Genomic DNA, 26,999 nt, shown 5'->3' with positions numbered 1-26,999 from the left:
ATCCCATGACCTACGCGATCCAGGCCGACGGCCTGGAGAAGCGGTTCGGTGAGACCCGGGCGCTGGACGGCGTCTCCCTCACCGCCGAAGCCGGCACGGTCCTCGGCGTGCTGGGGCCGAACGGCGCCGGCAAGACGACCATGACCCGGATCCTCGCCACGCTGATCGAGCCGAGCGGCGGCACCGCCCGGGTCGGCGGCTACGACGTGGTGAGGGAGGCGCACAAGGTGCGCCAGCTGATCGGGCTGACCGGCCAGTACGCCGGGGTCGACGAGATGCTGACCGGCACCGAGAACCTCGTCCTGATCGGGCGGCTGCTCGGCCTGCCGCGCCGGGAGTCCCGGGCGCGCGCCGGCGAGCTGCTGGAGCGCTTCCAGCTGACCGATGCCGCCGAGCGCGCCGCCAAGACGTACTCGGGCGGTATGCGCCGCCGCCTCGACCTGGCGGCGAGCCTCGTCGGGCGCCCGCAGATCCTGTTCCTGGACGAGCCGACCACGGGCCTCGACCCGCGCAGCCGCAACGGGCTCTGGGACATCGTCCGCGGCCTGACCGACGACGGCGTCACCGTGCTGCTCACCACGCAGTACCTGGAGGAGGCCGACCAGCTCGCCGACGACATCATCGTGATCGACCGCGGCCAGGCCATCGCGCACGGCACGTCCGACATGCTGAAGGCCCAGGTCGGCGGGCAGGTGCTGGAGGTCAGGCCGGTCGACGCGGCGGACGTGGCCGCGGTGGAGCGGATCGTCGGGGAGCTGGCCGAGGCCGTCCCGGAGGTCCGCGACGACCTGGTCAGCGCGCCGATCACCGACCCGCAGCTGATGCCCGCCGTGGTCCGCCGCCTCGACGAGGCGGGCGTCGCCGTCGGCGAGCTGTCGCTGCGCAAGTCCAGCCTGGACGAGGTGTTCTTCGCCCTCACCGGCCACCACACCGACGACATCGACGCCGAGGCCGGCGAACTGGAGAAGCAGGCCGACAAGGAAGGTGCCTCCGCATGACCACCGCGACGCTCGCGCCGCAGGAGCTGTCCAAGCGGGTCGCGCCCGCCACGGCCCTGCGCAACACGGTCACGCTGGCCTGGCGCAACCTCGTCCAGATCAAGCACAACCCGATGGAGCTGCTCGACCTGTCGATCCAGCCCATCATGTTCGTGCTGCTGTTCGCCTACGTGTTCGGCCCGCCGATGAAGGGCAGCGTCGAGGCGTACCTGCCGATCGTGATCCCCGGCATCATCGCCCAGAACGCCCTGTTCGCCGGGATGAGCACCGGGTTCGGGCTGAACACCGACATCACCAAGGGCGTGTTCGACCGGTTCCGGAGCCTGCCGATCGCGCGCAGCGCCCCGCTCGCCGGGCGGATCATCGCCGACACCGTCAAGCAGGCGTGGTCGATGACGATCCTGCTGCTGGTCGGGTTCGCGATCGGCTTCCGGGTGGAGACGAACGTGCTGGCGGTGGGCGGCGCGTTCCTGCTGCTGCTGGCCTTCGCGATCCTGTTCTCCTGGACGTCGGTCTTCATCGCGATGAAGGTCAACGAGCCGGAGAAGGTGCAGATCTTCGGCTTTGTGGTGATCTTCCCGCTGAGCTTCCTCAGCACCGCGTTCATCCCGTCCACGAAGGGCATCCCCGGCTGGCTGGCGTTCTGCATGGACAACAGCCCGGTGACCCAGCTCGTCGAGGCGATGCGCGGCCTGCTGGTCGGCGGCCCCGTCCTGCAGCACGCCTGGATCGCGCTCGCGTGGGGCGTGGGCATCTCGCTGGTGTTCGCCCCCCTGTCCCTGCGCGCCTTCAAGCAGCGCGCCTGAGAACCGGGCCTGAAAACGGGGAACGCCCCGGCGGTCGGGTGACCGCCGGGGCGTTCTCGAGCGAACCGAGGCGCGTTCGACCGGGTCAGGCCGCGTTCTGGTCGGCCTTCGCCTTCGCCTTGGCGTCGTCGAGGGCCGCGAGCTGGAAGTCGGCGCGCGGCTGCTCGATGGTCGCGAGCGAGACGGTCTCGCGCTTGAGGAACAGCGCGAGCGTCCAGTCCGCGATGACGCGGATCTTGCGGTTGAAGGTCGGGACCATCGCGCCGTGGTAGCTGCGGTGGAAGAACCACGCGGGCCAGCCCTTGAGCTTGATGCCGAGGGGGTTGGCCACGCCCTTGTGCAGGCCGAGGCCCGCGACGGCGCCGAGGTTGCCGTGCACGTAGGGCTTGAGGGTCTTGCCGCGCAGCGACCGGACGATGTTGTCGCCGAGCAGCTTGGCCTGCCGGACGGCGTGCTGGGCGTTCGGCGGGCAGAACTGGCCGTCCTCGGTGAGGTCCGGGATCGCGGCGTTGTCGCCCGCGGTGAACGCGCGGACGAGGCCCTCGATGGTGAGGTACTCGGTGCCCTTCACGCGGCCGCGCTCGTCCAGCGGCAGGTCGCCGTGCCGCACGACCGGCGACGGCTTGACGCCCGCGTTCCACACGAGGGTGCCGGCCGGGAAGCTGCTGCCGTCCGACAGCTCGATCTGCCCGTCCACCGCCGACTGCAGGAAGGTGTTCATCTTCACGGCGATGCCGCGCCCGCGCAGCTGCTCGGCGGTCCACTTGCCCATGTCGGGGCCGACCTCCGGCAGGATGCGGCCGGTCGCCTCGACCAGGATGAACCGCAGGTCCTGCGGGGTGACCTTGCGCATGTACTTGGTCGCGTCGCGGGTCATGTCCTCGAGCTCGGCGACCGCCTCGACGCCGGCGAACCCGCCGCCGACGAACACGAAGGTCAGCGCCTTGCGGCGCAGCTCGACGTCGTCGGTCGACTCGGCGATCTCCAGCTGCTCCAGGATGTGGTTGCGCAGGTGGATGGCCTCGCCGACGGTCTTCAGGCTGATGCCGTTCTCGGCGAGCCCGGGGATCGGCAGCAGCCGCGGCACCGCGCCGGCCGCCATGACCAGGTAGTCGTAGGAGATCCGCTCGGGCGGTCCGGCCAGGGGCTGGACGATCGCCCATCGCTCGTCGTGGTTCAGCTCGGTGACGCGCGCCTTGCGGACGGTGCACTTCGGCAGCACCCGGCGCAGCGGGACGACGACGTGCCGCGGGGAGATGTTCCCGGCGGCGGCCTCGGGCAGGAACGGCTGGTACGTCATGTACGAGTTGGGGTCGACGACGGTGACCCTGACCTCGCCCCTCCTCAGCTCCCGCTTCAGCTTCTTCTGCAGGCGAAGAGCGGTGTACATGCCCACATAGCCGCCACCCACGATGAGGATGTGGGGAGCGCCAGGGGTTCCCTCGGCGGTCCTGGCCATTGCGGCCCTCCAATGTCACGGTCGGCTTGTGAAGACATTCACAAACTAGCGGATGGAACGTGCCCTTCACCAACCAGGAACCAGGAAAGAACCGATGAACTTCCCGTGCGGGTAAACGAAGGGCCCGTATCGGGTGTGAAACCCGCCACTCCTTCCCCAAACACGGGATGGAACGGGGCAAAGTACGCATGACGAACGTCACAGGCCGCCCTGCCGGGCGGCGCCTCCCCGGGGCGCGGCGAACCGCCCGTCCCACCCCCGAGAAAGCCCTATGGTTGGGGCGGACGAGGAAGGGGGCGCCGGCGGCGGGACGCACGCGGCCGAGAACCGGGGGCCGAGACGACGGCGGCCCGGCGGCGCGCGGCGTACGATCTCGCCCTGGAGCGTATCGATGATGAGCAGAGACCGGCGTTCGATCATGGCCGCGGCGGGCGCCCTCGCACTCGCCGGGGCGCTCAGCGGCTGCGGGCTGATCGGCCAGCCGGAGAACGAGAGCGCCGAGCTGTCGGAGTGGTTCACCGTGACCAGCCCGGTCTTCCGCGATGGGCGGGAGTTGCCCCCGAGATACGGCTGCACGACGTACCCTGGCGGGCAGGGCAAGACCCCGCCGCTCCGGTGGTCGGCGCCCGCCGGGACCAAGTCGTTCGCGATCGTGATGGACGACCCGGACGCCTCCGGCGGCGCCAAGGTCCACTGGGTGATCGCGGGCATCGACGGCACCGTGAACGAGCTGGTCGAAGGCGCCCGGCTGGACGGGACCGTCGTGGGTTTGAACACTGGCAAGAAGGCGGGCTACGCGCCCCCGTGCCCGCCCAAGGGAGAGAAGCATCGGTACCGGTTCAGCATCTACGCGCTGGACGATCCGGCACCGTTCAAGAACGGCGCGGCTTTGAAGGACTCGCTCCCCGCGATCGCCGAGCACACGGTGGGCCGCGGGCGGATCACCGGGAACTTCGGCGGCGAGCAGGCGCGTTGACCGTGGAGCCTGAGAGCACAGGGTCAGGGCGGGGCCCCTCCGGGGGCGGAGCTGTCAGGGGTGTGCGGATCGGCGGAGTTGGCCGATCGGCACGCGCCGTGTGAGGGTAAATGTGCGCGAAGGGTGTGACAACGGTCATAGCGGTCGGACAGAATCGGGGTAAGCCAAGGCGGCGGAAACCCGTGACTATCCGGACGCTGGCGACAATCGGGACGGACCCGCGGTCCGCGCTGGCGACTCTCGCCGGGCCAAGGCATTGGGTGGTGGCATGACTTCTTACATCGTGGTCTTCGGCCTCATTGTGGTCGTCGTCCTCGTGGTCGTCCTCGTGGCCCTCGGCCTGCGAGCCAGCAGGGCGGGAGGCGATGACGACGACGACTGGATGGACGACGAGCCGCAGAAGCAGCCGCGCGGCCGCCGAGGAGTCCCTCCGCCGCAGGAGCAGATGGGCGGCCCGGACGAGTACGGCCCCGGCTACGACGAGGGCTACGACGGCGGCTACGACCGCGCGCCCGAGCCCGTCCCCGACCGCCGCGTCGCCGGCGGCGGAGGCGGCCCGCTCGCCGCTCCCACCTCCGGCCCGCCCCCGTCCGCCCCGCCTCCCCCGCCGCCGGGCCACGCGTCCGACGAGATGGAGGACGACGACTACTGGGCGACGATCACCTTCGACAAGCCCAAGTTCCCGTGGCAGCACGACGAGGGCGGCGCGCGGCAGGAGCCCGACCCGGCCGCCGACCCCCTGAACGCGCCGCAGGGCCCCCCGCCCGAGCAGCCGGCCGTCGAGCCGCCCGGCCTCACCCAGCCCGTCTCGCTGGGCGCCGACGGCACCGTCCTCAACGGCCTCGGCGGCGGGACCGGCCCGCAGCAGGCTCCCCAGGGCCCCGGCGGCTTCCAGGGCGGCTCCCCGTTCCCGGGCAACGACCCGGGCGCGACGTCGCTCGACCCCATCCCGGCCGACCTGGCCGGGCCGGGCGGCTCCGGCGTGCAGGGCCCCTTCGGCGGCCCCGGCGCGCCCGACCAGCCGGTGTACGGCGGTCAGGAGCCCCAGCCCGCGTACGGCGCCGCCGACTACGGCCCCGGCGACTCCTCCTACGGCGGCCAGGACCAGTACGGGAGCCAGGACCAGTACGGGAGCCAGGACCAGTACGGCGGGCAGGACCAGTACGGCGGAGGCCAGGACCAGTACGGCGGCGACCAGCCGCAGTACGGCGTCCCCGAGCAGCCGCAGTACGGCACCCAGGAGCCGTCCTACGGCGACTACACCTCCGACCCGCTCGGCAGCGGCCGTCCGGCCGCCGGCCCGCCGCCCGGAGGCCGCCAGGACTACGACATGCCGCTCGGCCCGTCCGGTCCCGGCGGGGCCCTCGGCGGCGACCCGCTCGGGCTGCCGCTCGGCCGTCCCGAGGAGCCGCCGGCGCCGCCCGCGCCGCCGGTCCCTTCCGCGCCCGCACCGGCGGCGCACGGCGGCCCCGGCGGAGGCTCCGACACCGACGGCCACAAGCTCCCGACCGTCGACGAACTGCTCCAGCGCATCCAGTCCGACCGCCAGCGGTCGACGGGCCCGGCGCCGTCGTCCGACCCGGGCGGCTCCTACGGCGGCTCCCTGAACGACCCGCTGAGCGACCCGCTGGGCACCGGCTCGTACGGGACGAGCTCGACCGGCGCGCCGAGCACCGGCAACACCGGCCCGTGGCCGGCGCCGTCCGGCGGTCAGGGCGGCTATGACCCGGGAGCCGGGTCCGGCCAGGGCTACGACTCCGGGATGGGCGCTCCGTCCGGGTACGGGCAGGGCCAGCAGAGCGACGGCTACCCGACCGCCCCGGCCTACGGCGACTCCCAGCGCTACGACGACCCGCTCGGCGGATTCGGCGGCGGCGGCGAGAGCGGCTCCGGCGGCTCCGGTGCCTACGGCGACTTCAGCGGCAGCAGCTACAACGGCGGAAACGACCCGCTGGCCGCGCCGCACGACCAGGGCACCGGCGGCTACCCCGACCCCAACGCCACGCAGGCGTACGGGTCGGGCTACTACGGCGGCGCGCCCCAGCAGCAGGGCGGCGGCTACCCGCAGGGCGGCCAGCAGAACGACAACCCCCCGTACGGCTCCCGCCAGCAGGCCGACGACTGGGAGAACTACCGCCGCTGACCACCGCGCGTTCTACCCGCGCATCCGACCCGCACAGTCGACCGAGGGCCGCCGGATCCGTCCGGCGGCCCTCGTCTTGTCGGGACCGAGCACCGCTGGTTCTGATTGAATACGTTGTGTGACTATAAAGCCACCGAGCGTGTCCACTCTGCGGCGCGACCTGCTCGCCTCGTTCGTCGTGTTCCTGGTCGCGATCCCGCTCTCGCTGGGCATCGCCGTCGCCTCCGGCGCGCCCGTCGCGGCCGGGCTGATCGCCGCCGTCGCCGGCGGCATCGTCGCGGGCCTGATCGGCGGCTCGCCGCTCCAGGTCAGCGGCCCGGCCGCCGGACTGACCGTCCTGGTCGCCGGCCTCGTGCAGACCTACGGCTGGCGCGCCACCTGCACGATCACCATGCTCGCCGGGCTGGTGCAGATCCTGCTCGGCGCGAGCCGGGTCGCGCGCGCCGCCCTCGTGGTCTCCCCCGCAGTCGTGCACGGGATGCTCGCCGGGGTCGGCATCCTGATCGTCCTAGCCCAGGTGCACGTGGTCCTCGGAGGCAGCCCCCAGGAGTCGGCCGTCACGAACCTGCTGGAGTTCCCCGGGCAGCTCGCGCGGCCGCACACCCAGTCCGCGCTCGTCGCCGGGCTGACGGTCCTCGTCGTGCTGGGCTGGTCCCGGCTGCCGCGGATCGCGGCGCTCCGCCTCGTCCCGGGCCCGCTGCCCGCCGTCGTCCTGGCCACCGCCGTCGCGTGGGCCCTCGACTGGCGGGTGCCGCGCGTCGACCTGCCGGCCTCGCTGCTGGACGACTGGAGCACCCCCGTCATGCCGCAGGGGACGCTGTTCGGCATCACCGGCGCGGTCCTCTCCGTGGCGCTCGTGGCCGCCGTCGAGTCCCTGCTGTGCAGCGTCGCGGTCGACCGCGCGCGGCCCGCCGGCGTCCCGCCCGCCGACCTCGACCGCGACCTGCTCGGCCAGGGCGCCGCGAACGCCGTCTCCGGCGTGCTGGGCGGCCTCCCGGTCACCGGCGTGATCGTCCGCAGCACCGCCAACGTCGAGGCGGGCGGCCGCACCCGGCTGTCCCCCGTCCTGCACGGCGTCTGGGTCCTCGTGCTCGCCCTGGCCTGCGGGCCGCTCATCGAGCAGGTCCCGCTGGCGGCGCTCGCCGCGCTGCTGGTCGTGCTCGGCGTCCGGCTGGCCGACCTGTCCCGGGTCCGCGACCTGCGCCACCACCGGGAGGCGCCGGCCTACTTCGTCACCCTCGGCGGCGTCGTGCTGTTCGGACTCGGCGAGGGCGTCCTGCTCGGCGTCGGTGTCATGGCGGTGCTGGCCCTGCGCCGGCTGACCCGGCTCTCGGTCCGGACGGAGCAGCTCGTCCCCGACCCCGCGGACGCCCTCGCCCCGCCCCGCTGGCACGTGGTCGTCGAGGGCACGTTCACCTTCCTGGGCGTCCCCCGCGTGGCCCGGGCGCTCCAGCGGATCCCGGCGGACGGCAGCGTCGATCTGGACCTCAACGTCGACTTCATGGATCATGCCGCGTTCGACGCCGTCCACCGCTGGCGGCTGGCGCACGAACGCCAAGGAGGGAGGGTCGACATCGACGAGGTACACGAGGCTTGGTATGAAAGAGCTGTGACAGGCGATATGTCCCAACCGGCCAAGACTCCGCCCCCTGCCCGCTGGTGGGCGCCGTGGTCGAACCGGCGGCGGCGCTCCGAGACCGAACTCGACGCACCCGAGATGTCCCCCGCGGACGTCCTGCTGAACGGCGTCCGCGAGTACCACGGGCGCACGGCCCAGCTGGTCCGGCCGATCATGGCCGAGCTGGCGATGGAGCAGAAACCGCAGCACCTGTTCATCACCTGCGTCGACTCGCGCATCGTGCCCAACATCATCACCGCGAGCGGCCCCGGCGACCTGTTCATCAACAGGAACGTCGGCGCCCTGGTGCCCCGGCACGGCTCCCGGACGCCCGACGACTCCGTCGCGGCCACCGTCGAGTACGCCGTCAACGTCCTGGACATCAAGACGATCACGGTGTGCGGCCACTCCAACTGCGGTGCGATGGCCGCGCTGCTCGCCGGCGGCGCCGAGGTCGAGCACCTCAAGGGCCTGTCGCGCTGGCTGAAGCACGGCAACCACAGCCTCGCCCGCTTCCTGGCCGAGAAGCCGTCCGGCGACGAGCAGCCCCTCACCCGCCTCTGCAAGATCAACGTGATGCAGCAGCTCGACAACCTGCTGACCTATCCGTGGCTCCGGGAGCGGGTCGAGGCCGGCGAGATCGAGCTCGTGGGCCTCTACCTGGACCTCGGCACCGCCACCGTCGAGGTCTTCGACCAGGCCGGCGGCGCCTTCGCCCCCGTCCTGGACGAGGCCCCGCAGCCCGGGTCCCGCACGTGAAAGCGCGGGTCGTCCCCGGCCGGACGACCCGCGCTCAAGCTTCCTACCAGCGCCCGACGAGCTCCTCGTCGGCGCGCCCGTAATCCCGTACGTACATCCCCGTCACGCGGCGCGCCCGGCGCGAACGCCGGTCCGACGCCGGAAGGAACAGCGCGTCGCGCCGGCTGGCGCGCGAGAAGTCCCACAGGTACACCAGGCTGCCCAGCATCCCGGCGACCACGATGGCCACGAACACGATGACGATCACCATCGCTCCTTTCCACGGGGCTCAGCACCCGGCCCCGCCGCCGTCACCGATCAGGGCGATCAGCTCTTACCCGAACGGTAAGCGCCCCGTATGAAACCCTCTGTGTCGTGTGACCCGTTTCAAGAGAGTCTCCGTCCCCACCCCACCACCACGGGAAATCACACACGCGGACGGCCGTCCCGCCTCGGGCCTCAGCCGATCGTCAGGCGGTACGAGCCGCGGGCGCAGCCGGTGACCCGCCAGCCGCCCTCGACCCGCCGGGTCTCGATGCGGTCGACGCCGGACCCGGCGGGGACGGGCCGGTCCTCGCCGGGCACCCAGACGTCCAGGTCGCAGACGCCGCCCGACGTCCTCCCGGTGAGGGCGAACTCCCGGGGCCCCGCGGCCTTCTCCCCCGGCCTGCCGCCGGGCACGGAACGCAGGGAGGTGAGGACGCCCGGGGCCGCGCGCGGGTAGGCGCGCGAGATCTCCTGGACGGCCACCGCGTCGCGCGGCAGGAACCGTCCCGTCGCGCAGTCGAGGTTGTTGAGTCCGTTGCCGGTCGGCTCGGCGCCGTTCTGCGGATCACCGCACGCCTGCTTCCACACCCAGAACGCTCCGCCGAGCCGGTCGTCGTCCTCTTGGCGGGCGTAACGGCGCAGCTTCCCGGCCACCGCGCCCTCGTCGCCCCAGTAGCCCCATTCGCCGCTCCACACCGGCATGTCGCGGGCGGCCCGCCGGGCGAGGACGAACCCGTGCTCGACGGAGGTCATGACGGGCAGGCCGAGCGAGGCGTCCATGGTGATCGACTCGGCGTACAGGTGGGGTGCGAACACGATGTCGGGATCGGAGGTGAAGGAGCCGCGCGGCAGCGCGTCGAACCCGGTCCCGGACCAGAAGATGCTCGGCTCGACGAACAGCGGATGGGGGCGGGCCTCGGCGGCGCGGACCGCCCGCAGGACGCGGTCGTAGAACCGGCCGAGCAGCAGCGTCGAGGTCAGCGGCGCCTGCTCGCCGAAGCCCGGTTCGTTGAGCGGGTCGAACCCGGCGACCGCGGGATCGGCGCCGACGCGTGCGGCGAGCATCCCCCACGCCTTCACCAGGCGGCTCTGCACGCCGTCGCGGTCGTAGTAGAAGTTGGTGAACGCCCGGTTCCCGGCGGGCGAGATGTCGCGCCCGGTGAACTGGCAGCGGGGCGCGCCGTCGGTCTTGGTGGCCCATGCGGGCGCGCCGTCGTAGCCGTCCATTCTGGACGTGCCGAGGGGGCAGGAGGTTCCGGCCGGGGTGGGCGCCTTGCTCCAGCCGTCCTGATGCATGTCGATCACCGTGTACAGCCCATGCCGCTTCGCCCAGGCCACGGCCTGGTCGATCTGGCGCAGGTAGCCCTCGTCGTACTGGGCGGGGCGCGGTTCGATCCGCGACCACGAGACCCCGAGGCGCACCACGTTCAGGCCGAGCGCGGCCATCTGCGCGAAGTCGTCTTCGCTGAGCGGCAGTACGGCCGGGACGCCCGGGCGCGGCGCGTAGAAGTCGACCAGCTGGTTGACGTTCACCCCGCGCAGGAGAACCTGCCGCCCCGCACCGTCGACGATCCGGGGCCGCTTTCCCCGGACGACCCGGAGCGGCGACAGCTCCGTCCCGCGGGCGGCGGCCGGACCCGCGGCGGCGGGCTTGCGGACGGCGGGCGCCGGCCCCGGCCGCGCGAAGGCCGCCACTCCCGCGGTCCCGATCAGGACGGCCGCCGCGAACAGGGCGAATGCCGGGACGGTCCGCTTCACCGGCCGACGGAGAGCGCCGCGCGCGGCGAGGAGGGCGAGCAGAGCGGGCAGCCAGCCGAAGGCGATGCCGAGCGACGCGCCCTCGGCGAGCCTGACCCACAACGCGGCCGGCGTCTGCAGCGGAGCGCCGGGCCCGTCCAGGATCACCAGCCCGGCGACCTGGACGGCGCCGAGCACGAGGCCCGCCCACATCGCGGCCAGCCACCCGCCGAGGAAGGCCCCGGCGGCCCCGCGGGAGCGGCGTGCGAAGGTCCGCTGGGTGCGGGCGAGCGCGAGGAGGAGGACCAGCAGGCCGGCGGCGAGCCCGGCCGCTCCGCCCTGCGGGGACGCGGACGGCAGCCCGTGCGGCAGATCGCGCGACCAGTGCGACGCGATCCATGGTCCGGTCGCGGCGACCCCCGCCACGTTCACGGCCGCCAGCGGCCAGTGCGCCCGGTGCGCCGGCTCCCCGCCGCCGCGCTCCCCGGTCCGCCAGGGCAGGGTCGCCGCCGCGGGGACCAGCCCGTACAGGGCCGCCTTCGGCACGGTGAAGCTCGTCGCCCACAGCACGTCCGCGAAGTTCGGCCCGGGTGCGGTCGCCGCCACCGGCATGACGGCCTTCGCGACCACGGCGGCCAGGACGAACCCCGCCCAGACCGTCGCGAACCGCGCCCGCCGTCCCAGATGCCCGAAGGCCGCGGTGACCAGCGCCGTCCCCAGGAGCAGCAAGGGGACGTAAACGACCAGAGGTACGGCCTGCCATCGGGCGGCGGGGATCCAGCGGCCGGGCGTCCCCAGCAACGCGAAGTACCCGACCGGGTCGATCAGCGCCCCGCCGAGCACGAGCATCAGGACGGCACCCACGACCGTCGGCACGAGCCGCCGCGAACCCATGCGATCTCCTAGCACCGGGGAACGTCAAAATACATGAACGAATCTCATGTTTGCCAGACCCCCGCTCGGAGAGCGAGCACCTGTCAGCGAACCGGTCGAGCGAAGGGCCTCTGGAAGCCCACGCGGACCTGAGCGGATCAATGAGGGATGCGCGGGAGGTGTCGACGCACGACCCCGACCACCCCCGGCACGGTGGGACTCAAGCACACGGGCACCAAAAATGAAAAGTATTCACTTTTGGTGCCCGGTCTGGTACTGATCTTGTGCAGACCCGAAGGCACTTCTCCCCCAAGGTGTGACGAATGCCCCTCCCCCGCCTCCGCGCCGTGCTCGCGGTACTGTCGGTCGCCCTGCTCGTGGCGCCGACGCCGTCCGCGGCCGCGGGCGACACCCCGGTCGTGGACGTCGGCGCGACCGGTGCACCGTTCACGGGCACCACCGCCGGCGGGCAGGTGCGCGGATACCTCGACGCGCACAGCCATCTGATGTCCTACCTGGGCTTCGGCGGGTCGCTGATGTGCGGTGAGACGTTCGATCCGGGCGGTCCGGCCGCCGCCCTCAAGGACTGCCCGGACCACAGCCCGAACGGCGTCCCCGCCTGGTTCGAGAACTTCACCCGCAAGGGCACCCCGATCGGCTCCCACGACACCACCGGGTGGCCGACGTTCAAGGACTGGCCGGCCCGCGACTCGTACACGCACCAGCAGGCCTGGTACAAGTGGGTCGAGCGGTCGTGGCGGGCCGGGCAGCGCGTCCTGGTGAACCAACTCGTCGACAACCGGACGCTCTGCGAGATCTACCCGCTGAAGAAGTACCCGTGTGACGAGATGGAGACCATCCGGCGCCAGGCCGCGGCCACCTACGCCCTCCAGGACTTCGTCGACCGCGAGAACGGCGGCGCGGGCAAGGGCTGGTTCCGCGTGGTGACCAGCCCTCAGCAGGCGCGGCGGGTCATCGAACAGGGCAAGCTCGCCGTCGTGCTGGGCATCGAGACCTCCGAGCCGTTCGGCTGCCGCGAGGTGTACGGCAAGCCCCGATGCACCAAGGCCGACATCGACGAGGGCCTGGACGAGGTGCAGAAGCTCGGCGTCTCGTCGATGTTCCTGTGCCACAAGTTCGACAACGCGCTGTGCGGCGTCCGGTACGACTCCGACGCCACGGGCGTCATCATGAACCTCGGCCAGTTCGTCGGGTCGGGGCGGTTCTGGCAGGCCGACCGCTGCACGGCGCCCGAGCACGACAATCCGATCATGCCGTCCGGGCAGCTCGGCGACCTGCTCGCCGGGCCGCTCAGCGGGCTGCGCGGGCTCGGCGTGACGGTGCCGGTGTATCCGAGCGCGCCGCTGTGCAACGCCAAGGGGCTCACCGACCTCGGCGCGTACACGCTGCGCAGCATGATCAGGCGCAAGATGATCGTCGAGCTGGACCACATGAGCGCCAAGGCGGCCAGCCGGTCGCTGGACCTGCTGGAGAAGGCGCACTACTCCGGCGTGGTCTCCTCGCACAGCTGGTCGGACGAGCACTACCTGAGCCGCGTCTACCGGCTCGGCGGCATGGTCACCTCCTACGCCTCGTCCGCCCCGCAGTTCATCGCGGGATGGAAGCAGGCCAGGGCGCAGGCCGCGCCCGGGTACCTGTTCGGCTACGGGTACGGCCTGGACGCCAACGGGATGGGGCCGCTGCCCGCGCCGCGGACCACCGCCGCCGAGGACCCGCTGAAGTATCCGTTCAGGTCCCCGATCGACCCCGGTGTCACGCTCACCAAGCAGAAGACCGGCGTGCGGACGTGGGACCTCAACACCGACGGCGTCGCCAACTACGGCCTCGTCCCGGACTGGATCGCCGACCTCCGGCACGTCGGCGGCCACCGGATCACCGACGACATGGCCAAGGGCGCCGAGGCGTACCTGGAAATGTGGCAGCGCGCGAAGAAGTGACCCGTTGTGGCGAACGTCGGACGGCTGGACATGGCCTAAAACAACGCAGGCATCACGGTTCCGCCAGATGACCGGGCAACGTCGAACGCAGGCGGTTTATCGTCCTCAAGACCTCGGCGCGGTTCTTGGCCGTCTTGAGCCACGTGGGCAGGCGCTCCACCAGGCTCGCAGGCGCCCACGCGACAAGGTCTCCGCGTTCGCGCAGCTTCGCGGCCACATAGGCCTCCAGCAGATCGAGATGACGGACGTTGTAGGCCCACAGCACATGTCCACAGCAACTCGCCTGCAACCACACCGGCCGCTGAAAGAAGGGATCGACCTGGCCCCCAAGGACAGCAGAGCTGACCGTCTCGTCCTTGAAGTAGCCACACGCCGCACACCGCAACCGCCGACGAAGGTCCATGAATCCACCCGAACCAGCCTCGGCGTTCTCGACAACCCCAGGACGCGGCAGGACGACAGCGCAACCCTCACACCTAGGGCACTTCACCAGCACCTCGTCAATGAAGTCGTACCCGTACTTGCGTTCCCGCCGATCTCGAAACCGATCAGGGTCCGCCGCACTCCCAATCACCCGATCAGCCTGACAGAAGACCATCCCAACCCCGACCCCTCAGGCAAGACGAACCGCCCGCGCCGGACGGCACGTGGGGCGGGGAATCGGCCTGTAAGCCGGAGTCCTCGCGGTGTGATGTGCCCTCGCGACGCCCTGCGGCCAGAATGACCGGATGCTCGCTGATGACGTAGATCTCTGGCAGCTGCTGCGGTCGCTCGATGACCCGGACCACCTGGAATTCCCCGCCGGCTTCGACCACCGACAGGTCCGGGCCTGTTTCGAGCGGCTCGCCCAGCGCCTCGACACCGACTTCGACTGCCGATGCGACGTGGACCGGCATGTTCAGGACGCCGGCCTTCACGGCCGCATCGACATCCCCTCGTCGGCCACCGCCGGCCGTCGCCGGTTGGTCATCAGCGTCAGCAACTTCGGCGGTCTGGCTGTCCTGTCCGTCGACAACCCCGGCATCTGGACCGATGCCGAAGCGGCCGAGCTGTTGCATCCCGACGACGCCCGGCCGATCCGTGCCGCTCTTGTCGACCTCGGTTACCGCCTCATCCCCGAAGAGCCCCTCTGGCGCCGGTACGACGGCGTCTGGGATCCAGCCGTCTTCGCGCCTGCGAACGCGACATGGTGGACCCGCTACTTCGACTACCTCTGAACCGAAGCACACCGAAACGACCGAGACCGGGCGGCTTTCGGGCTTGCGCCGCTTACCTCACCGGTTCGCCCTACCGGTGGCGGCCTGCCGTTTGTTGTTCCGGCGGGCGGCTGCGGGGTGGATCTCGGCGGGGGTGATGGTGACGCTGCCGACATATCCGGTGGTGGTGATCGCCCAGGCGGTGCTCTTCGGGCCGACCGCGGTGGCTATGGGAGTGTCCGGGAGGGGGGTGGCGTTGATCAGACGGCCTGTGCGGATGTCCCAGATCCGTAGTGACGTGCCCACCGTGGCCGCCAGGGCGGGACGGCCGTGGACGAGCCCGAGGGACGGGTTCTTCAGTTCGAGATCGCCCAAGCCCGGGCCGCAGGGTTCCCGGCGCGCCAGGTCCCAGACCTGGAAGTCGCGCCAGTTGACCTTGAACAGGGCCACGGGACGCCGGTTCAAAGCCCACGGGCCCCATCGGTACCCGCGGACCAGAAACGGCGGGCCGACCGGTTCATCAGAAATCGGGTCCCACAGCCTGCTGGTGTGTTCGGGACCGTCGCAGCCGAGCCAGAGGTAGGGCCGCCCACCGATCGATACCGGACTGGGGTCTGCCCATCCTTCGGGCGTGGTCCAGGTGCGCAGCACCCGGTTCCCGTTGCGCCACTCGCGGAACCTCGCAGTGCGTTCATCGCAGGTCAGAATGGTCAGGCGGCCGTCCAGCAGCGCGGGGGCCAACTCGAAGAAGGCGCCGTCATCTTCGGGTACGGGCTCCTCGATGAACTCGAGGCCTTTCGGGGTCACCCGCTGGACGCAGTACCCACTGGCTCGGAGACTGATGTAAAGGATGTAGGTGCCGTCCGGCGCGCTGAAGCCGGTGAAGTGGTCCGCGGGATCGTTCCACCACTCCTGGTGGTGATATTCCGCGTCGATGACCTCGCCCGTGGCGGCATCACGCACATCCACGCGGTTATAGCCGTCCTCGTCGCAGTACAGCCCGGTCAAGAGGATCCGGCCGTCGATGTCGACGGCGCGCAACGCGCCGGTGATGTGCTCTGAACGGCCTTCCGCAAGGCCCGGATACTCCCAACGCGATTGCCGCATGAGGAAAGTATCCTCTCGCCGCCTATGGCGATGTGCTCCAGTGCGCCAGTGGCGTCGCTCGCGTGAGCGCCGATCTGAAGAGCGTGGGGCGGACGAGTCGGCCTGTAAGCCGGGTTCTTCGCGGGCACCCAGCATGGCCTGCGCAGACACCGCCCCTGCGTCACGACCAGGCGTTTCGGCACTCGTCGACTCTCATCGCTTCGCACCTGATCGCGCGCTTATGTGCCCTGCATGTGCCCGACTTCAAGCGGTTCACCTGAGCGCTCAGCACAGCGCTTGACCAGCCAGAGCCGGTACGCGTTACTGGGGCGAGGACGTTGGTCGATCCGCCGTCAAGAGGTTGTTGACGTCAGTGCGCCCTTGGTCACGCCCGTCCAGTCGATGGCGTCTCGCTCGCCCCAGGCCGTGACTGGACTCGAACCAGTGGTGAACGATGTAGATCATTTTCGGCTGGTTCCCGACCCAGCTCAGCACGTCCCCGCTCGGCCGGGGTTGTTCTCACTGGTTCACCCTAGATGACTCTCCTTCGTGTGAGACCATCTCAACATGGGCGGATCCTCATCGGATGGCAATACTCACAACATGGACTACCGAAAACTCCCCGAATTTCATGTGCGCAATAGTCAAGCAGTGATCCACAGTAGAAATAACTGGGATTTCGAATCATCCGAGCAAGACATCAAGAGTTGTTCGATAAAGGACATCCGATCGACCATGCTCGAAATTATTGAGCCTAATTTGCCCAGCAAAAATGGACCATACTACACGGCGGGTGTCGAAATACTTGGTTCTCTGACAATTAGGGTAGATATATCCGAATCACTAGATAGTCCATGGGAATCCGGCTGGACTCATCTTGAAGTAGCGCCGGATGGCCAAATGATGCTAATAGTATCGGCTTTTGCTATGCGCGAGATGGCACCCATTGATTTCCGCGATACTATCGCAGCCCTAGGCAGCCGAGAAAATTATCAACTGATCGACATCAGCCCTTTCGATGACTACGGCACGGGTTATCGGGACGAGGACAATTCTGATGTGGAAGCCAGGCGTTTCGAGCTTTACTTTCTCGTGCCATCAGTTGTGGGAAGCATTGCGGACGTCATTAGATTTGCTCGCCAAATAGAACAAGAAGTATATTTTTATAGACTCGGCATCAGATCACCCAAAGTAGTTGAGAGAATTATACAGATGGGCCAAGTGGAGCGTCTCGTAGGTATGCGCGAAAATATTTGGCTGGATGTTAAGGCGTATGGCTACGAGATGGGCAAGAACGAAAACCAGTGGAAATTTGAACTAGCATCAGATGTTGCTTGTTTTGCCAATTCAGAGCATGGCGGCATAATAGTCGTAGGGATAGCCACCAAGAACAGGAGTGGACATAATGAGGTCCTAAAAAAAGTGACACCCGTTCCAGTTGACGAGACGCGCATTCAACGATATCTAACATCAATAGACGAGCGCGTTCATCCGCCCGTTTCGGGGCTGAATGCCGGAGAAGTTCCGTTTGATGACGGCATGGTAGTGTATCTATCAATACCTCCACAACTAGAGGAGAACAAACCCTTCCTCGTACAAGGTGCTTTTTGGGATGGAAAGTACCAAGGAGGGGCAATATTCATTCCCCGCAGAAGAGATGAATATTCGATTCCTGTCAAGGCGCGTGAGATACACACGATGCTTGTGGCTGGACGTTCTCTCCTGCGATCTGGACAGATTCCTCCACCACGTCCAGAAGGTTAAGAGCTGGACGGGTCCGGACTTGCGTGGGGGCGGGGCCTCGTAGCCTGGACCGGCGGACGGGCTGGCGCTGCCGCCTGCCCGCATTGGCCCGTCGTGAGGCCCCGCGCGGGGTCCCCGCGCAAGTCGGGAACCGGCCAGCGGCACGGACGCGGCCAGCTCGGCCCGTGACTGGTCTCCGTCTTCCCGCGGCCCCGTGAATTCTGCTGCTCTTCGCGCCTGCCGACCGGCGTCGGCCTGGTCCCGTAGCCGGCGCCCAAGCAGAGGCGGAGGGCCAGGCGCCGAGTCGGCGGCGCGTGCGGCCCGGTTCTCGGGCCGCCTTGAAGACGTACAGAAAGTCTGCACAGAAGCGGAACGGCATACCTGTCGGGTCTCAGGACCTGACAGCGGAACGGCATACCGCAGCGGCCGGAGATACCAAAACGCTGTAGGCCCGTGCGGCCGTCGGTCATACGGGCTATGGTCACGCGTATGTCTCTGATCAGGTGGGCGTACGACCTTGCTGAGGAGTGTCTTGCCCAAGACAACCCTCGTCGGTGGGCTCACTGTCAGGGAGCTGCTCGACAGGCTCGAAAGCTGCGTGACGTTGCCGGTCCTGATGCTGACCTACTCGAAGCCGCCGCGATTCTTCATGACATCGGTTACGCGACTCCTCTAGCTCGTTTGGGTTTCCATCCACTTGATGGGGCTCACTACTTGCGGAAGGCCAAGGCACCGGCACGGCTGGTCAATCTGGTTGCTCATCACTCATTCGCCGCTCTGGAAGCAAGGCTGCGCGGGATTCAAGACGAGTTCGTTGGCTTCGAGGATGAGGGTCCTACGGCTGTCAGAGACGGCTTGTGGTTGTGTGATCTGACGACGATGCCTGATGGTGCCGAGACAACGCCAGAAGAGAGACGCGCGGAGATAGAGCAGCGTTATGGTCGCCAAAGTCTCGTGGGCAGATTCGTCGCTGAGGCTGCTCACGAACAGGGGGCCGCTATCGCCCGGACCAAGAGCCGACTAAGGAATGCCGTGTCAGCCTAGGTAAGGCGTGCTCCTGTCCTCGATCGCATGCGAAATGCGCAGCATCATGGACGGATGGATGCGCAAGCCTTTGATCTCGGATGCCTCGATCCACTCCACGCGACGGGATTCTGAGCTTTCTCGCAGTTTTCCGCCGAGAGGGGCAGCATGGAAGCAAATCGAGAACTCTTGGCGCACCTCGCCATCATCGTAGGCGATCACATGGCGTGGATCCGAATAGATGCCGCTTAGTCCAGTGATACCCACGTTGATGCCGGTCTCTTCGCGGACTTCCCGGATAGCTGCATCCTCAACTGATTCACCAATGTCTTGGGCTCCGCCAGGAAGAGCCCAAAGGCCGTTGTCGGTTCGCTTGATGAGGAGCACCCGGCCGCGTTCGTCGCGGACGGCCACTGTCACTGCCACCACGATGCTGTTCGCTCGGGGGGCAGCAGGGTCATCGTAGTAGTCAGTCTTCGGCATCGCTCCATGGTACCGGGACGCTCTTGTTCCAGACTGCGTCGAAGCTTGTGGTGTAGGTACTGAACATGTCACCGGCGGACAAGCGTCGAAGGTGGAGCGCTGGCGCATGGGGAGCGGTCACACCGTACACATGCGGGTTGGCAATCAGCTCGTTGTCGAATCGGTAGATTGAGTTGTACAGCACGGTCGCATGCTGTCGAAGCTCGATTCCATCTGTATTACGGAGTGGCTGGAAGAAAGCAAGCGCGTGCCCGATCTTAGCCGGGATCGCATGCTTGCCAATGCCTTCGTCGATGCTTCGCTGGATGATGGTTTCGCTCGACGGGTCGCCAAATAGGAGACGTACCCGTGCTCCCGAGGACGCCTTGGCTTGAAGCTTGGCGAGAAGGTCGTGTTTCTCGGTGAGGAACATGCCGACGTACACGAGTATGTCGATGTTGTCCTTGGCCTTATCGAGCAATCGGTCCCAGAGCTCAGCCGGGACCATGCTGCGGTGGGGATAGACCTTGACGATCTCAGACTCGTTGACTCGGGCCGCCTGGGTCTCGGTCAGGGCATCCGGCCACAAGTACTGTTCGCCCTCGCGCAGAAGGGCGGCTATTCGGTGACGGTACTTCGGGTAGGGCTTGCGGCCTGTGGTGATCCAACGTTCGACGGTCTTGGGGTCGACGCCAAGCTCCTCTGCCAGCTGTTCCGGGGAGAGACCTTTGGACAGCATGGCGTCCTTCAAGCGCTCGTTGCTCACTGGAACTCCTTGGGGGACGACTCGGGACGACTTTATGGTATGACAGACGTCCCTAGTTGTCTCCCCTTGTAGTGAAGTCGTCCCATCACATCCAGGCACCTTTGTGACAGCCAAAGGGAAGCGCACCGAGAGGCGGTGCGGCCCTGGATCGAAGGGAGAGCTCAGTGAAGCTCTACGTGGACACCAGCGCGAAGCAGATCATGGTGTCGAAGGACCCGGTGGAGAAGACCGACCAGAACGGTCGTCAGCGGACCGAGCGGAACACGGGCCGGCCGATGTGGTCGACGCAGGTGTTCGTCCAGGACAACGACGGCGGCGAGGTCATCACCATCACGACGGCGGGTGAGAGGCCGAACGTGAAGGTGGGGCAGTTCGTCACCGTGTCCGAGCTGGAGGCCCTGCCCTGGGCGACCAACGGGCGCAACGGCGTTGCGTTCCGCGCGGTCGAGCTCAAGGCGGCCGCTTCCCCGGCGGTCTCGAAGTAACCGGGCTGTTCTTCTGCGATCAGCTCGCGGTGTCTGTCGCAGGCGCTGACCGTCTGCTCACTCCCTGAGTGACCGGGGGCGGCGTTCTCATCCGCTCCCCAACGTGTGCGGGCCGGTTCAAATGGACCGGCCGCACTGTTCCCCCATTCCCCTCCTGATAGCGGAGGGAGGTGCCGACGAATGGCACCGAAATACATCCCACCACCTGGCCGCACGAGTTACAGCGTGTGGCCCATGACCGATCTCACCGACCCGAGAAAGAAGGTCATCATGCACAACTACCACTACCTCGTCACGCTCCAGTCTCCCGAGACGGGGCAAACCATCACCGTGTCCGGCGAGATCAACATTCCGCCGACCGTTACGCGCTCCGAGTTCTTCACCAAGCTGCTCGCGCAGCTCACCGGCAAGCACTTCCCCAGCGGAGACGCCGTCGTCCTGTTCTTCGACCTGCAGCCGAACAGCCTCGGCTGACACAAGTGCGGGGCCTGGAGGACTCACATTCCTCCGGCCCCGCCAATCCGAATCCCACCAGCTCATGGAAGGACGAATCGTGTCCAAGTCTACGCGTCTGCCCGTCTTCGGGCGAGGCTCGTCCGGCCGTTCCGGTCGGCGTGGCGGAACCGTCACCCTGATCGAGGACCGCGTCACCCGGTCCTACACCCGCACGGCGAAGACTGCGCTGTACGTCGTCACGGCCGTCGTTGGCCTGCTCGCCGCGGTCGTCGCCGCCTCCTACCTGCACCCCATCGTCGCCCTGGTCGCCGGTCTGGCGATCGGGCTCGCGGTCGCGCTGCCCACCGCCGGAATCATCGCGGCCTGGCCCGTCATCCGAGTCGTCTGGTGGTGGCTGCCCGAGATCACCGTCTCCGGCCTGATCGTGGCCGGGTTTGTGATCGTCTCCGACCACACCGGCCTCGTCGGCCGGGTCGTCATCGTCGGCTTGGTGGCCGGTGTGCCCGCCGCCATCTCGCCCGTACGGCGGCGCATCGTCTCCTACGCCTGGTGCCTGATCTCCCGGCACCGTCTGCGCGCCTGCTTCAACGAATTCATCATCTCCAACCGGTCGGGGTCTCTCCCGCTCATCCTGTGGGCCATGCCCACTCCGGTCGGGGAACGCATCTGGATCTGGCTGCGTCCCGGCCTGGCGGTCTCCGATCTCGAAAACCGTCTCGACAAGATCGCGGTCGCCTGCTGGGCCGCCAACGTCACCGTGGAACGGGCCTCGTCCCGCAACGCCGCGTTTCTGCGTATCGACATCAAGCGCCGCAACGCGCTGACCGGCACCGTGAACTCGCCGCTGGTCGACATGGTCGACCCGAACACCCCTGCCACGGTCAAGACCACGACCACCGCTCCGGTGCCGACCGCGCTGGATCTGCCCGACATTCCGGCACCCTCGCCGGTGCCCGACACCATCCCGCGCATCGACAAGCGCACCGAGCGGGCCGACAAGAAGCCGGCCTCCGCACCCTCCCCGGCGCCTGCTTCGGGAGCTGCTCCGGCTCCGAAGACGGCCAAGTCCGTGACGCCGGACGACGTCCTCGACTGGGTGTAACGCCCGGTTCCCGCATCTCGGCGCCGCTGGCGTCATGCCACGACCGGTGACCGTCACCGGTGACCGGCGTCCCTGCACCTGAGGGACGCCCCTTCGCTGCCCGTTCCGGCCTGGGCATGAGGTCACCCGTCGCGGTCGGCCTCGTGCCCGGGTCCCTACCGAAGGGACCTTCTCCAATGGCATCACCGACTGTCCCGCCCTCGGCCGCCGTGCCGGTGGGACCGATGCTGTCGATGTTCGACCCCGTCTATCTGGGCGTCGACGAGTTTGGCGCACCCGTCTACGTGGTGCTGCCCTACCGAAACATGCTGATCGCCGGGGAGCCCGGCGGCGGCAAGTCCGGCCTGATCCAGAACATCACCGCGCACAGTTTCCTGGCGGCCGGTACCCGGCCGGTGCTGCTGGACCCCAAGCTCGTCGAGCTGGGCATGTGGGCCGACCTCGCCGAAGAGTTCGTCGGACCCGACATCGACCACGCCCTGACCACGCTGCGGCGTGTGCAGCAGGTCATGAACAACCGCTACGCCTGGCTGCTGGCCCACAACCGCCGCAAGATCACCGCTGCCGACGGCGTCTCGGTGATTCCCGTCATCCTCGATGAGCTGGCCTACTACTCGGCCACCATCGGCACCCGCGAACAGCAGACCGAGTTCATCGGCCTGGTCCGCGACATCGTCGCCCGCGGGCGTGCCTGCGCGATCCCCGTCATCGCCGCCACCCAGCGACCCAGCGTCGACATCATCCCGACCAGCTTGCGCGACATCTTCGGATTCCGCGTCGCGTTCCGCTGCACCACTCCCAACAGCAGCGACATCATCCTCGGCCACGGCTGGGCCCACTCGGGATTCAACGCCGCCACCATCGCCCCGACCGACCAGGGCGTGGCCTATCTGATCGCCGAAGGCGGCGTCCCGGCCCTGTTCAAGGCCGCCTACCTGCGCGACGAGCAGATCAACAACCTGGCCGACCACGCCACCTGGATCCGCTCCCGCTCCGCCTCGACCTCCCGGCCCGCCACACGGCTGGCCGCCTGACACCCGGAAGGGCACCTGATGCATCCGCAACCCCCGACCCGTGTCCTGATCACCACCATCACCCCCGAGATCAACGGCTACACCGGTATCTGCCTGGTGTGCTTCGAACCCCACACCGTCGCCATCGGCGACTACACCCGGCTGGGCGAATGGGCCCGCGAACACACCTGCAACCCCGACCGCGCCCACGTCGTCGCCGAGCTGATCGGCGACCGCATCGCCCGATGCCTGTACTGCGGCTCCACCGACGTCTACGAGACCCGTGTCGTTGTCGACGAACGCACCACCGACATGGCGCTGACCTGCGGCGCCTGCCACGGAGTGTGGGCCCAATGATCCACAAGTACTACCGGCCCAACGGCAAACCCGACTGGGGACGCTGGGTCATGGAATGCGATGGCTGCCACTGCCGCGCCTACCTGCTGAGCACCGAAAACCCCGAGTGGCTCGTCACCGCCTGGCCGGACATGAACATCTACTGCCCGGACTGCTTCAACGGCTGGGCCGACCAGCTCATCACCAGCGCCCTGCGCTGTCCTGACTGCGACTGCATCGACCTGCGCATCTGGCCCGGCAACTGGAACGCCGAAGCTGAGGACCAGCATCCGGGCCTGATCGACTGCGCCCACTGCGGCGCGATCCTCATCGTCGAAGAACCGCCTTCCTGGTTCTGACGCGGCTGAGGGCCGGACCTCTCGCCAAAGACTTCCGGCCCTCCGCCTCACACCCACACCCCTCACGTGAAGGACGTGGACACCCATGCACGCTACCCACTACACGCACGCCCCGACCAGCGCCGCGCGCGTCCCCCAGTTGGACGCCACGGTGCGTGGGCGCATGATCTACCTCAAGTACTACGACCCCACCGGGGCCCGGTTCGGTATCCCCACCTACCCCTACCGGTGGGCACCCCAAGGTCTGCTCACCGCCCGCCAGCTGCGGGCTGAGGGCCTTCGCCCCGGCGGGCAACCGGTCTTCGCGCAGATCCTGTGGCGCGATGGCGCCCGTGTCGCCTACCTCTACCGCCGCGACCTGGCCAAGCCCAAGCGCACCGCCACCCCCGCGCAGCGCGCCGCCATCGACAAGGCTCTACGCGCCCGGCGGACCTGCTCCACCTGCGGGCGCGTGCGCTGGTACTACATCCCGCGCTCGCTGGGCGAATGCCTCGACTGCGCCGAACAGTCCGGGAGCCTGGCATGAGCGACTTCATCGTCAACAGCTCCTTGACACCCAACCGCCCCCGGCGCGTGGTCGAGAACGACGAATACGCCGCGTTCCTGCGCCGCATCCTGCGCGCCTATAGCCGCCGTATCGCCTCCGGCGACGTCGAAGCCCTCGCCTACCTCGCCGAGGTCACCGACGAACTCCACACCATCACCCAACAGGCCGTCACCGGCCTACGCGCCTACGGCTACTCCTGGGCCGACATCGCCCGGCCGCTGGGCATCACCCGCCAAGCCGCCCAACAGCGCTGGGGCGGTGAGGCCCGATGACCACCAAACCCACCCTCGAACCGGCTACCGGCGGCCTGCGCGATGCCACCTGCGGCGTCATCCTGCTCGCCACCGCCAACATCTGCGGCCGTCCCGCCGTCGCCTACCTGGTCGGCGGCTGCGTCCACGAGCACATCTCCGAAGGCTACTTCTGCGCCGACCACCGCGGCCACGGCCTGGCCTCCGGATTCAACTGCCGGACCTGCTGGTTCGCCACCGAACCCCACCCGTGCCCGGTCCTGGCCCGCGACATGACCTCCGAGGTGATCCCCCATGAAGGGTGAACGCGTCGAGAACCTTCTCCAGGTCCTCATCCTGCTGCTGGTCGGCACCATGGCCGGTGCCGCTTCCTTCACCCACGTCCACGACTGGACCATGGCCAACAGCCCGAACGGAACCGGCGACTGGTTCGGCTGGGCCAACGCCGTCATCTCCGAACTCACCCCCACCGCCGCCGGACTGGAGATCCGCCGACGCAAGCGCAACCACCAGCACATCGGCTACCCCATGGCGGTCCTAGTCGCCGCCGCAAGCCTGTCCATCGCCGCACAACTTGCGGTCGCCAAACCCGGCCCCACCGGCTGGCTCCTGGCCGCCGTCCCGGCCCTGGCCTTCCTGGCCCTGTCCAAACTCGTGCTGTCGCGCACTACGGCCACACAGCCGGCCTCCGTGCCTGGCATCGAGCACACCACCCAGGCCGACACCACAGCGGTCCCGGTGGATCTTCCCGCCCTGGAAGCCGAACACCACACCGCCGTCGTTGCCGAGAATCCGGCCGAATCGATTCCGCCGCACCTGATCACCGGTGCCCGAATGGCGGCCTTCACCCACCAACAGACCACCGGTCAACCGATCACTACTGACGCGCTCGCCGAACACCTCGGCATCCCCACCGGCCAAGCGGCCGTGATCCTGCGCGAACTCCAGGCACCCGCCCCCACCAGTGAAGGGGACCGCCTGTGACCCACATCCCGGCGTCCGGTTCGACGCTGGCTCTCGCACCCGGAACCGCTTCCCCGGTCCCGGGTACGGGGGCGAACACCGAACCCCGCCAGCTCTCCCTACCTGCCTCCCGGCTGCGGCCCTCCCGCATCACCCGTCGCAAGGTCCTGGGCACCGACACCGCCTTGGAGCGCGCCGGAGAGGGCTACTTCGACTGGCTCGACCACGTCTGGCCCGCCGCCGGATGTTCACACCCCGTCCGGCTGTTCGGAGACCTCGATGTTGTCGACACCCGGACTGGTGAACTCACCCGCACCCTGGCCACGTCCGCGATGCCGGACGGCGTGATCTACAAGGCGTGCGGGAACCGCCGGGCCACCGTCTGCCCCGCCTGCGCCGACACCTACCGCCGCGACGCCTTCCAGCTCATCCGCTCCGGCCTGGCCGGAGGCAAAACCGTCCCTGCCACCGTCGCTCGGCACCCGGCCGTCTTCGCCACCTTTACCGCGCCGTCCTTCGGACCCGTCCACACCCGCCACGTCCGCCGTCACACCTGTACCGACAAAGCGCGCTGCAACTGCCGCCCCGAACCCTGCTACGCCCGCCACGACCTGCCCGTCTGCCAGCACGGCCACCCGGCCGCCTGCTTCGCCCGCCATAACCCTGGCGACGAACGCCTCGGGCAACCGCTCTGCTCCGACTGCTACGACCACGACCATCACGCGGTCTGGAACAACCAAGCGGGCGAACTCTGGCGACGCACCAAACAGGCCATTACCCGCCGTCTCAACAAGCTCGCCCGCGCACGCGGCCTGGCCCCCGTACGGGTCTCCCACGGCAAGGTCGCCGAATTCCAAGCCCGCGGCGCCATCCACTTCCACGCCCTGCTCCGCCTCGACGGCGTCGACGAAAGCGACCTGGCCGCTATCATCCCGCCCCCGCCGGGCATCACCGCTGCCGACCTCGACGACGCCGTTCGGCAAGCCGCTGCGCACATCACCTGCATCACCGAACCCCACCCCGCCCGGCCCGACGGCTGGCCCATCACCTGGGGACGACAGGTCGACGTACGTATCATCAGCCTGCACGGCGAGTCCGTCAGTGACGCCATGGTGGCCGGTTACCTCGCCAAATACGCCACCAAAGGCACCGAGGTCACCGGACACACCTCCCGCCGCCTCCACGACCACAACATCGGTCTCTACGCCGACCCCGCCGGCACCCACACCCAACGCCTCGTCCACGCGGCCTGGACCCTCGGCGAACACCCCGGCTTCGAATCCCTGCGCCGCTGGGCGCACATGCTCGGCTTCGGCGGCCACTTCCTCACCAAAGCCCGCCACTACTCGGTCACCTTCGCCGCCCTACGCGCCGCACGCGTCCACTACCGCCGCACCCAACCCCAAGGAGCGGACTACTCCGACGAGCGGCTCGAACGTCAAGACGACCTTGACACCGAAACCACGACCGTCCTCGCCCGCCTGTCCTACGTCGGCTCCGGCTGGAAGACCACCGGAGACGCCCTCCTGGCCAACACCGCCGCCGACCAAGCCCGCCGACGACACCAAGCCGGACGTGAAGACCTCGCCCATGAACTTGCCTCGGACAGTTCCCTAGCCGCCTGATGATTGGAGATCA

27 protein-coding genes are annotated in these 26,999 nt (G+C 68.6%); 20 read left to right on the top strand and 7 right to left on the bottom strand.

Translation table 11 applies throughout. The features are described 5' to 3' along the window. Positions 1-5 precede the first annotated feature (5 nt). Entirely contained in the window at positions 6-998 is a 993-nt protein-coding gene (locus AB0C21_RS21705; protein WP_500206402.1) for an ATP-binding cassette domain-containing protein, read from the top strand. After that, the gene (locus tag AB0C21_RS21700) at positions 995-1,804 is read left to right on the top strand and encodes an ABC transporter permease (protein WP_149262283.1); all 810 of its coding nucleotides are present in this window, start codon (positions 995-997) and stop codon (positions 1,802-1,804) included. The genes AB0C21_RS21705 and AB0C21_RS21700 overlap by 4 nt, the downstream gene beginning before the upstream one ends. A gap of 85 nt (positions 1,805-1,889) precedes the next feature. Here the strand turns inward: AB0C21_RS21700 and AB0C21_RS21695 are convergent, their stop codons facing one another. Beyond that, positions 1,890-3,263: an NAD(P)/FAD-dependent oxidoreductase gene (locus tag AB0C21_RS21695; RefSeq protein WP_149262282.1), complete on the bottom strand. Its 1,374-nt coding sequence runs from the start codon at positions 3,261-3,263 to the stop codon at positions 1,890-1,892. A 394-nt stretch (positions 3,264-3,657) separates the two neighbouring features. On the opposite strand from AB0C21_RS21695, the gene AB0C21_RS21690 reads away from it, so the two are divergent. The 3 genes from AB0C21_RS21690 to AB0C21_RS21680 all read left to right on the top strand — a co-directional run bounded on the left by AB0C21_RS21690 (position 3,658) and on the right by AB0C21_RS21680 (position 8,759). After that, positions 3,658-4,239, top strand: a complete 582-nt coding sequence (locus AB0C21_RS21690; protein ID WP_149262426.1) for a YbhB/YbcL family Raf kinase inhibitor-like protein — start codon at positions 3,658-3,660, stop codon at positions 4,237-4,239. A gap of 268 nt (positions 4,240-4,507) precedes the next feature. Beyond that, positions 4,508-6,382 (top strand): hypothetical protein, encoded by a 1,875-nt coding sequence (locus AB0C21_RS21685; RefSeq protein WP_500206399.1) that lies wholly within the window; start codon positions 4,508-4,510, stop codon positions 6,380-6,382. A 139-nt stretch (positions 6,383-6,521) separates the two neighbouring features. Continuing rightward, entirely contained in the window at positions 6,522-8,759 is a 2,238-nt protein-coding gene (locus tag AB0C21_RS21680) for a SulP family inorganic anion transporter (protein WP_500206397.1), read from the top strand. A 43-nt stretch (positions 8,760-8,802) separates the two neighbouring features. Here AB0C21_RS21680 and AB0C21_RS21675 read toward each other — a convergent pair whose 3' ends face one another. After that, complete coding sequence (locus tag AB0C21_RS21675) at positions 8,803-9,009, bottom strand: hypothetical protein (protein ID WP_500206396.1); 207 nt, start codon at positions 9,007-9,009, stop codon at positions 8,803-8,805. A gap of 188 nt (positions 9,010-9,197) precedes the next feature. Beyond that, positions 9,198-11,636: a glycoside hydrolase family 5 protein gene (locus AB0C21_RS21670; RefSeq protein ID WP_500206394.1), complete on the bottom strand. Its 2,439-nt coding sequence runs from the start codon at positions 11,634-11,636 to the stop codon at positions 9,198-9,200. Between the two features lie 302 nt (positions 11,637-11,938). Here AB0C21_RS21670 and AB0C21_RS21665 point away from each other — a divergent pair, with 302 nt between their 5' ends. After that, entirely contained in the window at positions 11,939-13,573 is a 1,635-nt protein-coding gene (locus tag AB0C21_RS21665) for an amidohydrolase family protein (protein ID WP_500206392.1), read from the top strand. Positions 13,574-13,625: 52 nt separating this feature from the next. On the opposite strand, the gene AB0C21_RS21660 is transcribed toward AB0C21_RS21665, so the two are convergent. Continuing rightward, a complete protein-coding gene (locus tag AB0C21_RS21660) occupies positions 13,626-13,976 on the bottom strand; it encodes a hypothetical protein (RefSeq protein ID WP_500206391.1) in 351 nt (116 codons plus the stop codon). A 325-nt stretch (positions 13,977-14,301) separates the two neighbouring features. Between AB0C21_RS21660 and AB0C21_RS21655 the strand changes: the two genes are divergently transcribed. Then, a complete protein-coding gene (locus AB0C21_RS21655) occupies positions 14,302-14,790 on the top strand; it encodes a hypothetical protein (protein ID WP_500206389.1) in 489 nt (162 codons plus the stop codon). 57 nt (positions 14,791-14,847) lie between these two features. On the opposite strand, the gene AB0C21_RS21650 is transcribed toward AB0C21_RS21655, so the two are convergent. Next, the gene (locus tag AB0C21_RS21650; protein WP_500206387.1) at positions 14,848-15,876 is read right to left on the bottom strand and encodes a hypothetical protein; all 1,029 of its coding nucleotides are present in this window, start codon (positions 15,874-15,876) and stop codon (positions 14,848-14,850) included. 582 nt (positions 15,877-16,458) lie between these two features. Between AB0C21_RS21650 and AB0C21_RS21645 the strand changes: the two genes are divergently transcribed. Next, on the top strand, positions 16,459-17,619 hold the full coding sequence (locus tag AB0C21_RS21645) for an AlbA family DNA-binding domain-containing protein (protein ID WP_500206386.1): 1,161 nt from the start codon (positions 16,459-16,461) through the stop codon (positions 17,617-17,619). Between the two features lie 456 nt (positions 17,620-18,075). Then, complete coding sequence (locus AB0C21_RS21640; RefSeq protein WP_500206384.1) at positions 18,076-18,642, top strand: HD domain-containing protein; 567 nt, start codon at positions 18,076-18,078, stop codon at positions 18,640-18,642. On the opposite strand, the gene AB0C21_RS21635 is transcribed toward AB0C21_RS21640, so the two are convergent. Beyond that, a complete protein-coding gene (locus tag AB0C21_RS21635; RefSeq protein ID WP_500206382.1) occupies positions 18,634-19,104 on the bottom strand; it encodes an NUDIX domain-containing protein in 471 nt (156 codons plus the stop codon). The two genes, AB0C21_RS21640 and AB0C21_RS21635, sit on opposite strands and share 9 nt — an antisense overlap. Further along, a complete protein-coding gene (locus tag AB0C21_RS21630; protein ID WP_500206380.1) occupies positions 19,091-19,849 on the bottom strand; it encodes a helix-turn-helix domain-containing protein in 759 nt (252 codons plus the stop codon). The genes AB0C21_RS21635 and AB0C21_RS21630 overlap by 14 nt, the downstream gene beginning before the upstream one ends. A 164-nt stretch (positions 19,850-20,013) precedes the next feature. Between AB0C21_RS21630 and AB0C21_RS21625 the strand changes: the two genes are divergently transcribed. The 11 genes from AB0C21_RS21625 (at position 20,014) to AB0C21_RS21575 (ending at position 26,986) form a co-directional block, all read left to right on the top strand. Further along, positions 20,014-20,334: a hypothetical protein gene (locus AB0C21_RS21625; RefSeq protein ID WP_500206379.1), complete on the top strand. Its 321-nt coding sequence runs from the start codon at positions 20,014-20,016 to the stop codon at positions 20,332-20,334. Between the two features lie 234 nt (positions 20,335-20,568). Then, entirely contained in the window at positions 20,569-20,808 is a 240-nt protein-coding gene (locus AB0C21_RS21620) for a hypothetical protein (RefSeq protein ID WP_500206377.1), read from the top strand. 79 nt (positions 20,809-20,887) lie between these two features. Next, positions 20,888-21,892 carry a hypothetical protein gene (locus AB0C21_RS21615; RefSeq protein WP_500206375.1) on the top strand — a complete coding sequence of 335 codons (1,005 nt, stop codon included), beginning with the start codon at positions 20,888-20,890 and terminating at the stop codon, positions 21,890-21,892. A 224-nt stretch (positions 21,893-22,116) separates the two neighbouring features. Continuing rightward, complete coding sequence (locus AB0C21_RS21610; protein ID WP_500206373.1) at positions 22,117-22,926, top strand: FtsK/SpoIIIE domain-containing protein; 810 nt, start codon at positions 22,117-22,119, stop codon at positions 22,924-22,926. Positions 22,927-22,944: 18 nt separating this feature from the next. After that, the gene (locus AB0C21_RS21605; protein WP_500206371.1) at positions 22,945-23,262 is read left to right on the top strand and encodes a hypothetical protein; all 318 of its coding nucleotides are present in this window, start codon (positions 22,945-22,947) and stop codon (positions 23,260-23,262) included. Beyond that, positions 23,259-23,600: a hypothetical protein gene (locus AB0C21_RS21600; RefSeq protein WP_500206369.1), complete on the top strand. Its 342-nt coding sequence runs from the start codon at positions 23,259-23,261 to the stop codon at positions 23,598-23,600. The genes AB0C21_RS21605 and AB0C21_RS21600 overlap by 4 nt, the downstream gene beginning before the upstream one ends. Before the next feature lie 85 nt (positions 23,601-23,685). After that, positions 23,686-24,126 (top strand): RRQRL motif-containing zinc-binding protein, encoded by a 441-nt coding sequence (locus AB0C21_RS21595; RefSeq protein WP_500206368.1) that lies wholly within the window; start codon positions 23,686-23,688, stop codon positions 24,124-24,126. Continuing rightward, positions 24,123-24,419, top strand: coding sequence for a hypothetical protein (locus AB0C21_RS21590; RefSeq protein WP_500206367.1), 297 nt, complete (start codon positions 24,123-24,125; stop codon positions 24,417-24,419). Before AB0C21_RS21595 ends, AB0C21_RS21590 begins: the two co-directional genes overlap by 4 nt. Then, on the top strand, positions 24,416-24,703 hold the full coding sequence (locus tag AB0C21_RS21585) for a hypothetical protein (RefSeq protein WP_500206366.1): 288 nt from the start codon (positions 24,416-24,418) through the stop codon (positions 24,701-24,703). Before AB0C21_RS21590 ends, AB0C21_RS21585 begins: the two co-directional genes overlap by 4 nt. Next, positions 24,693-25,382, top strand: coding sequence for a hypothetical protein (locus tag AB0C21_RS21580; RefSeq protein ID WP_500206364.1), 690 nt, complete (start codon positions 24,693-24,695; stop codon positions 25,380-25,382). Before AB0C21_RS21585 ends, AB0C21_RS21580 begins: the two co-directional genes overlap by 11 nt. 164 nt (positions 25,383-25,546) lie before the next feature. Next, the gene (locus tag AB0C21_RS21575) at positions 25,547-26,986 is read left to right on the top strand and encodes a replication initiator (RefSeq protein WP_500206363.1); all 1,440 of its coding nucleotides are present in this window, start codon (positions 25,547-25,549) and stop codon (positions 26,984-26,986) included. Positions 26,987-26,999 lie beyond the last annotated feature (13 nt).

Origin of the sequence: Spirillospora sp. NPDC049024, assembly GCF_040649235.1 — a bacterium.
Lineage (GTDB): Bacteria > Actinomycetota > Actinomycetes > Streptosporangiales > Streptosporangiaceae > Spirillospora.
Note: the sequence above shows the minus strand (reverse complement) of the source record. Positions and strands in the feature narration are given on the sequence as shown.

Excerpts from the sequence above, each read along its gene's own strand:
- AB0C21_RS21675 (WP_500206396.1), bottom strand. The coding sequence starts at position 9,009 with ATGGTGATCGTCATCGTGTTCGTGGCCATCGTGGTCGCCGGGATGCTG.
- AB0C21_RS21585 (WP_500206366.1), top strand. The coding sequence starts at position 24,416 with ATGACCACCAAACCCACCCTCGAACCGGCTACCGGCGGCCTGCGCGAT.
- AB0C21_RS21580 (WP_500206364.1), top strand. The coding sequence starts at position 24,693 with ATGAAGGGTGAACGCGTCGAGAACCTTCTCCAGGTCCTCATCCTGCTG.
- AB0C21_RS21645 (WP_500206386.1), top strand. The coding sequence starts at position 16,459 with ATGGACTACCGAAAACTCCCCGAATTTCATGTGCGCAATAGTCAAGCA.
- AB0C21_RS21605 (WP_500206371.1), top strand. The coding sequence starts at position 22,945 with ATGCATCCGCAACCCCCGACCCGTGTCCTGATCACCACCATCACCCCC.
- AB0C21_RS21670 (WP_500206394.1), bottom strand. The coding sequence starts at position 11,636 with ATGGGTTCGCGGCGGCTCGTGCCGACGGTCGTGGGTGCCGTCCTGATG.
- AB0C21_RS21595 (WP_500206368.1), top strand. The coding sequence starts at position 23,686 with ATGCACGCTACCCACTACACGCACGCCCCGACCAGCGCCGCGCGCGTC.
- AB0C21_RS21590 (WP_500206367.1), top strand. The coding sequence starts at position 24,123 with ATGAGCGACTTCATCGTCAACAGCTCCTTGACACCCAACCGCCCCCGG.
- AB0C21_RS21650 (WP_500206387.1), bottom strand. The coding sequence starts at position 15,876 with ATGCGGCAATCGCGTTGGGAGTATCCGGGCCTTGCGGAAGGCCGTTCA.
- AB0C21_RS21620 (WP_500206377.1), top strand. The coding sequence starts at position 20,569 with ATGACCGATCTCACCGACCCGAGAAAGAAGGTCATCATGCACAACTAC.
- AB0C21_RS21640 (WP_500206384.1), top strand. The coding sequence starts at position 18,076 with ATGGTCACGCGTATGTCTCTGATCAGGTGGGCGTACGACCTTGCTGAG.
- AB0C21_RS21665 (WP_500206392.1), top strand. The coding sequence starts at position 11,939 with ATGCCCCTCCCCCGCCTCCGCGCCGTGCTCGCGGTACTGTCGGTCGCC.
- AB0C21_RS21690 (WP_149262426.1), top strand. The coding sequence starts at position 3,658 with ATGAGCAGAGACCGGCGTTCGATCATGGCCGCGGCGGGCGCCCTCGCA.
- AB0C21_RS21695 (WP_149262282.1), bottom strand. The coding sequence starts at position 3,263 with ATGGCCAGGACCGCCGAGGGAACCCCTGGCGCTCCCCACATCCTCATC.
- AB0C21_RS21705 (WP_500206402.1), top strand. The coding sequence starts at position 6 with ATGACCTACGCGATCCAGGCCGACGGCCTGGAGAAGCGGTTCGGTGAG.
- AB0C21_RS21685 (WP_500206399.1), top strand. The coding sequence starts at position 4,508 with ATGACTTCTTACATCGTGGTCTTCGGCCTCATTGTGGTCGTCGTCCTC.
- AB0C21_RS21655 (WP_500206389.1), top strand. The coding sequence starts at position 14,302 with ATGCTCGCTGATGACGTAGATCTCTGGCAGCTGCTGCGGTCGCTCGAT.
- AB0C21_RS21635 (WP_500206382.1), bottom strand. The coding sequence starts at position 19,104 with ATGCCGAAGACTGACTACTACGATGACCCTGCTGCCCCCCGAGCGAAC.
- AB0C21_RS21610 (WP_500206373.1), top strand. The coding sequence starts at position 22,117 with ATGCTGTCGATGTTCGACCCCGTCTATCTGGGCGTCGACGAGTTTGGC.
- AB0C21_RS21700 (WP_149262283.1), top strand. The coding sequence starts at position 995 with ATGACCACCGCGACGCTCGCGCCGCAGGAGCTGTCCAAGCGGGTCGCG.
- AB0C21_RS21600 (WP_500206369.1), top strand. The coding sequence starts at position 23,259 with ATGATCCACAAGTACTACCGGCCCAACGGCAAACCCGACTGGGGACGC.
- AB0C21_RS21660 (WP_500206391.1), bottom strand. The coding sequence starts at position 13,976 with ATGGACCTTCGTCGGCGGTTGCGGTGTGCGGCGTGTGGCTACTTCAAG.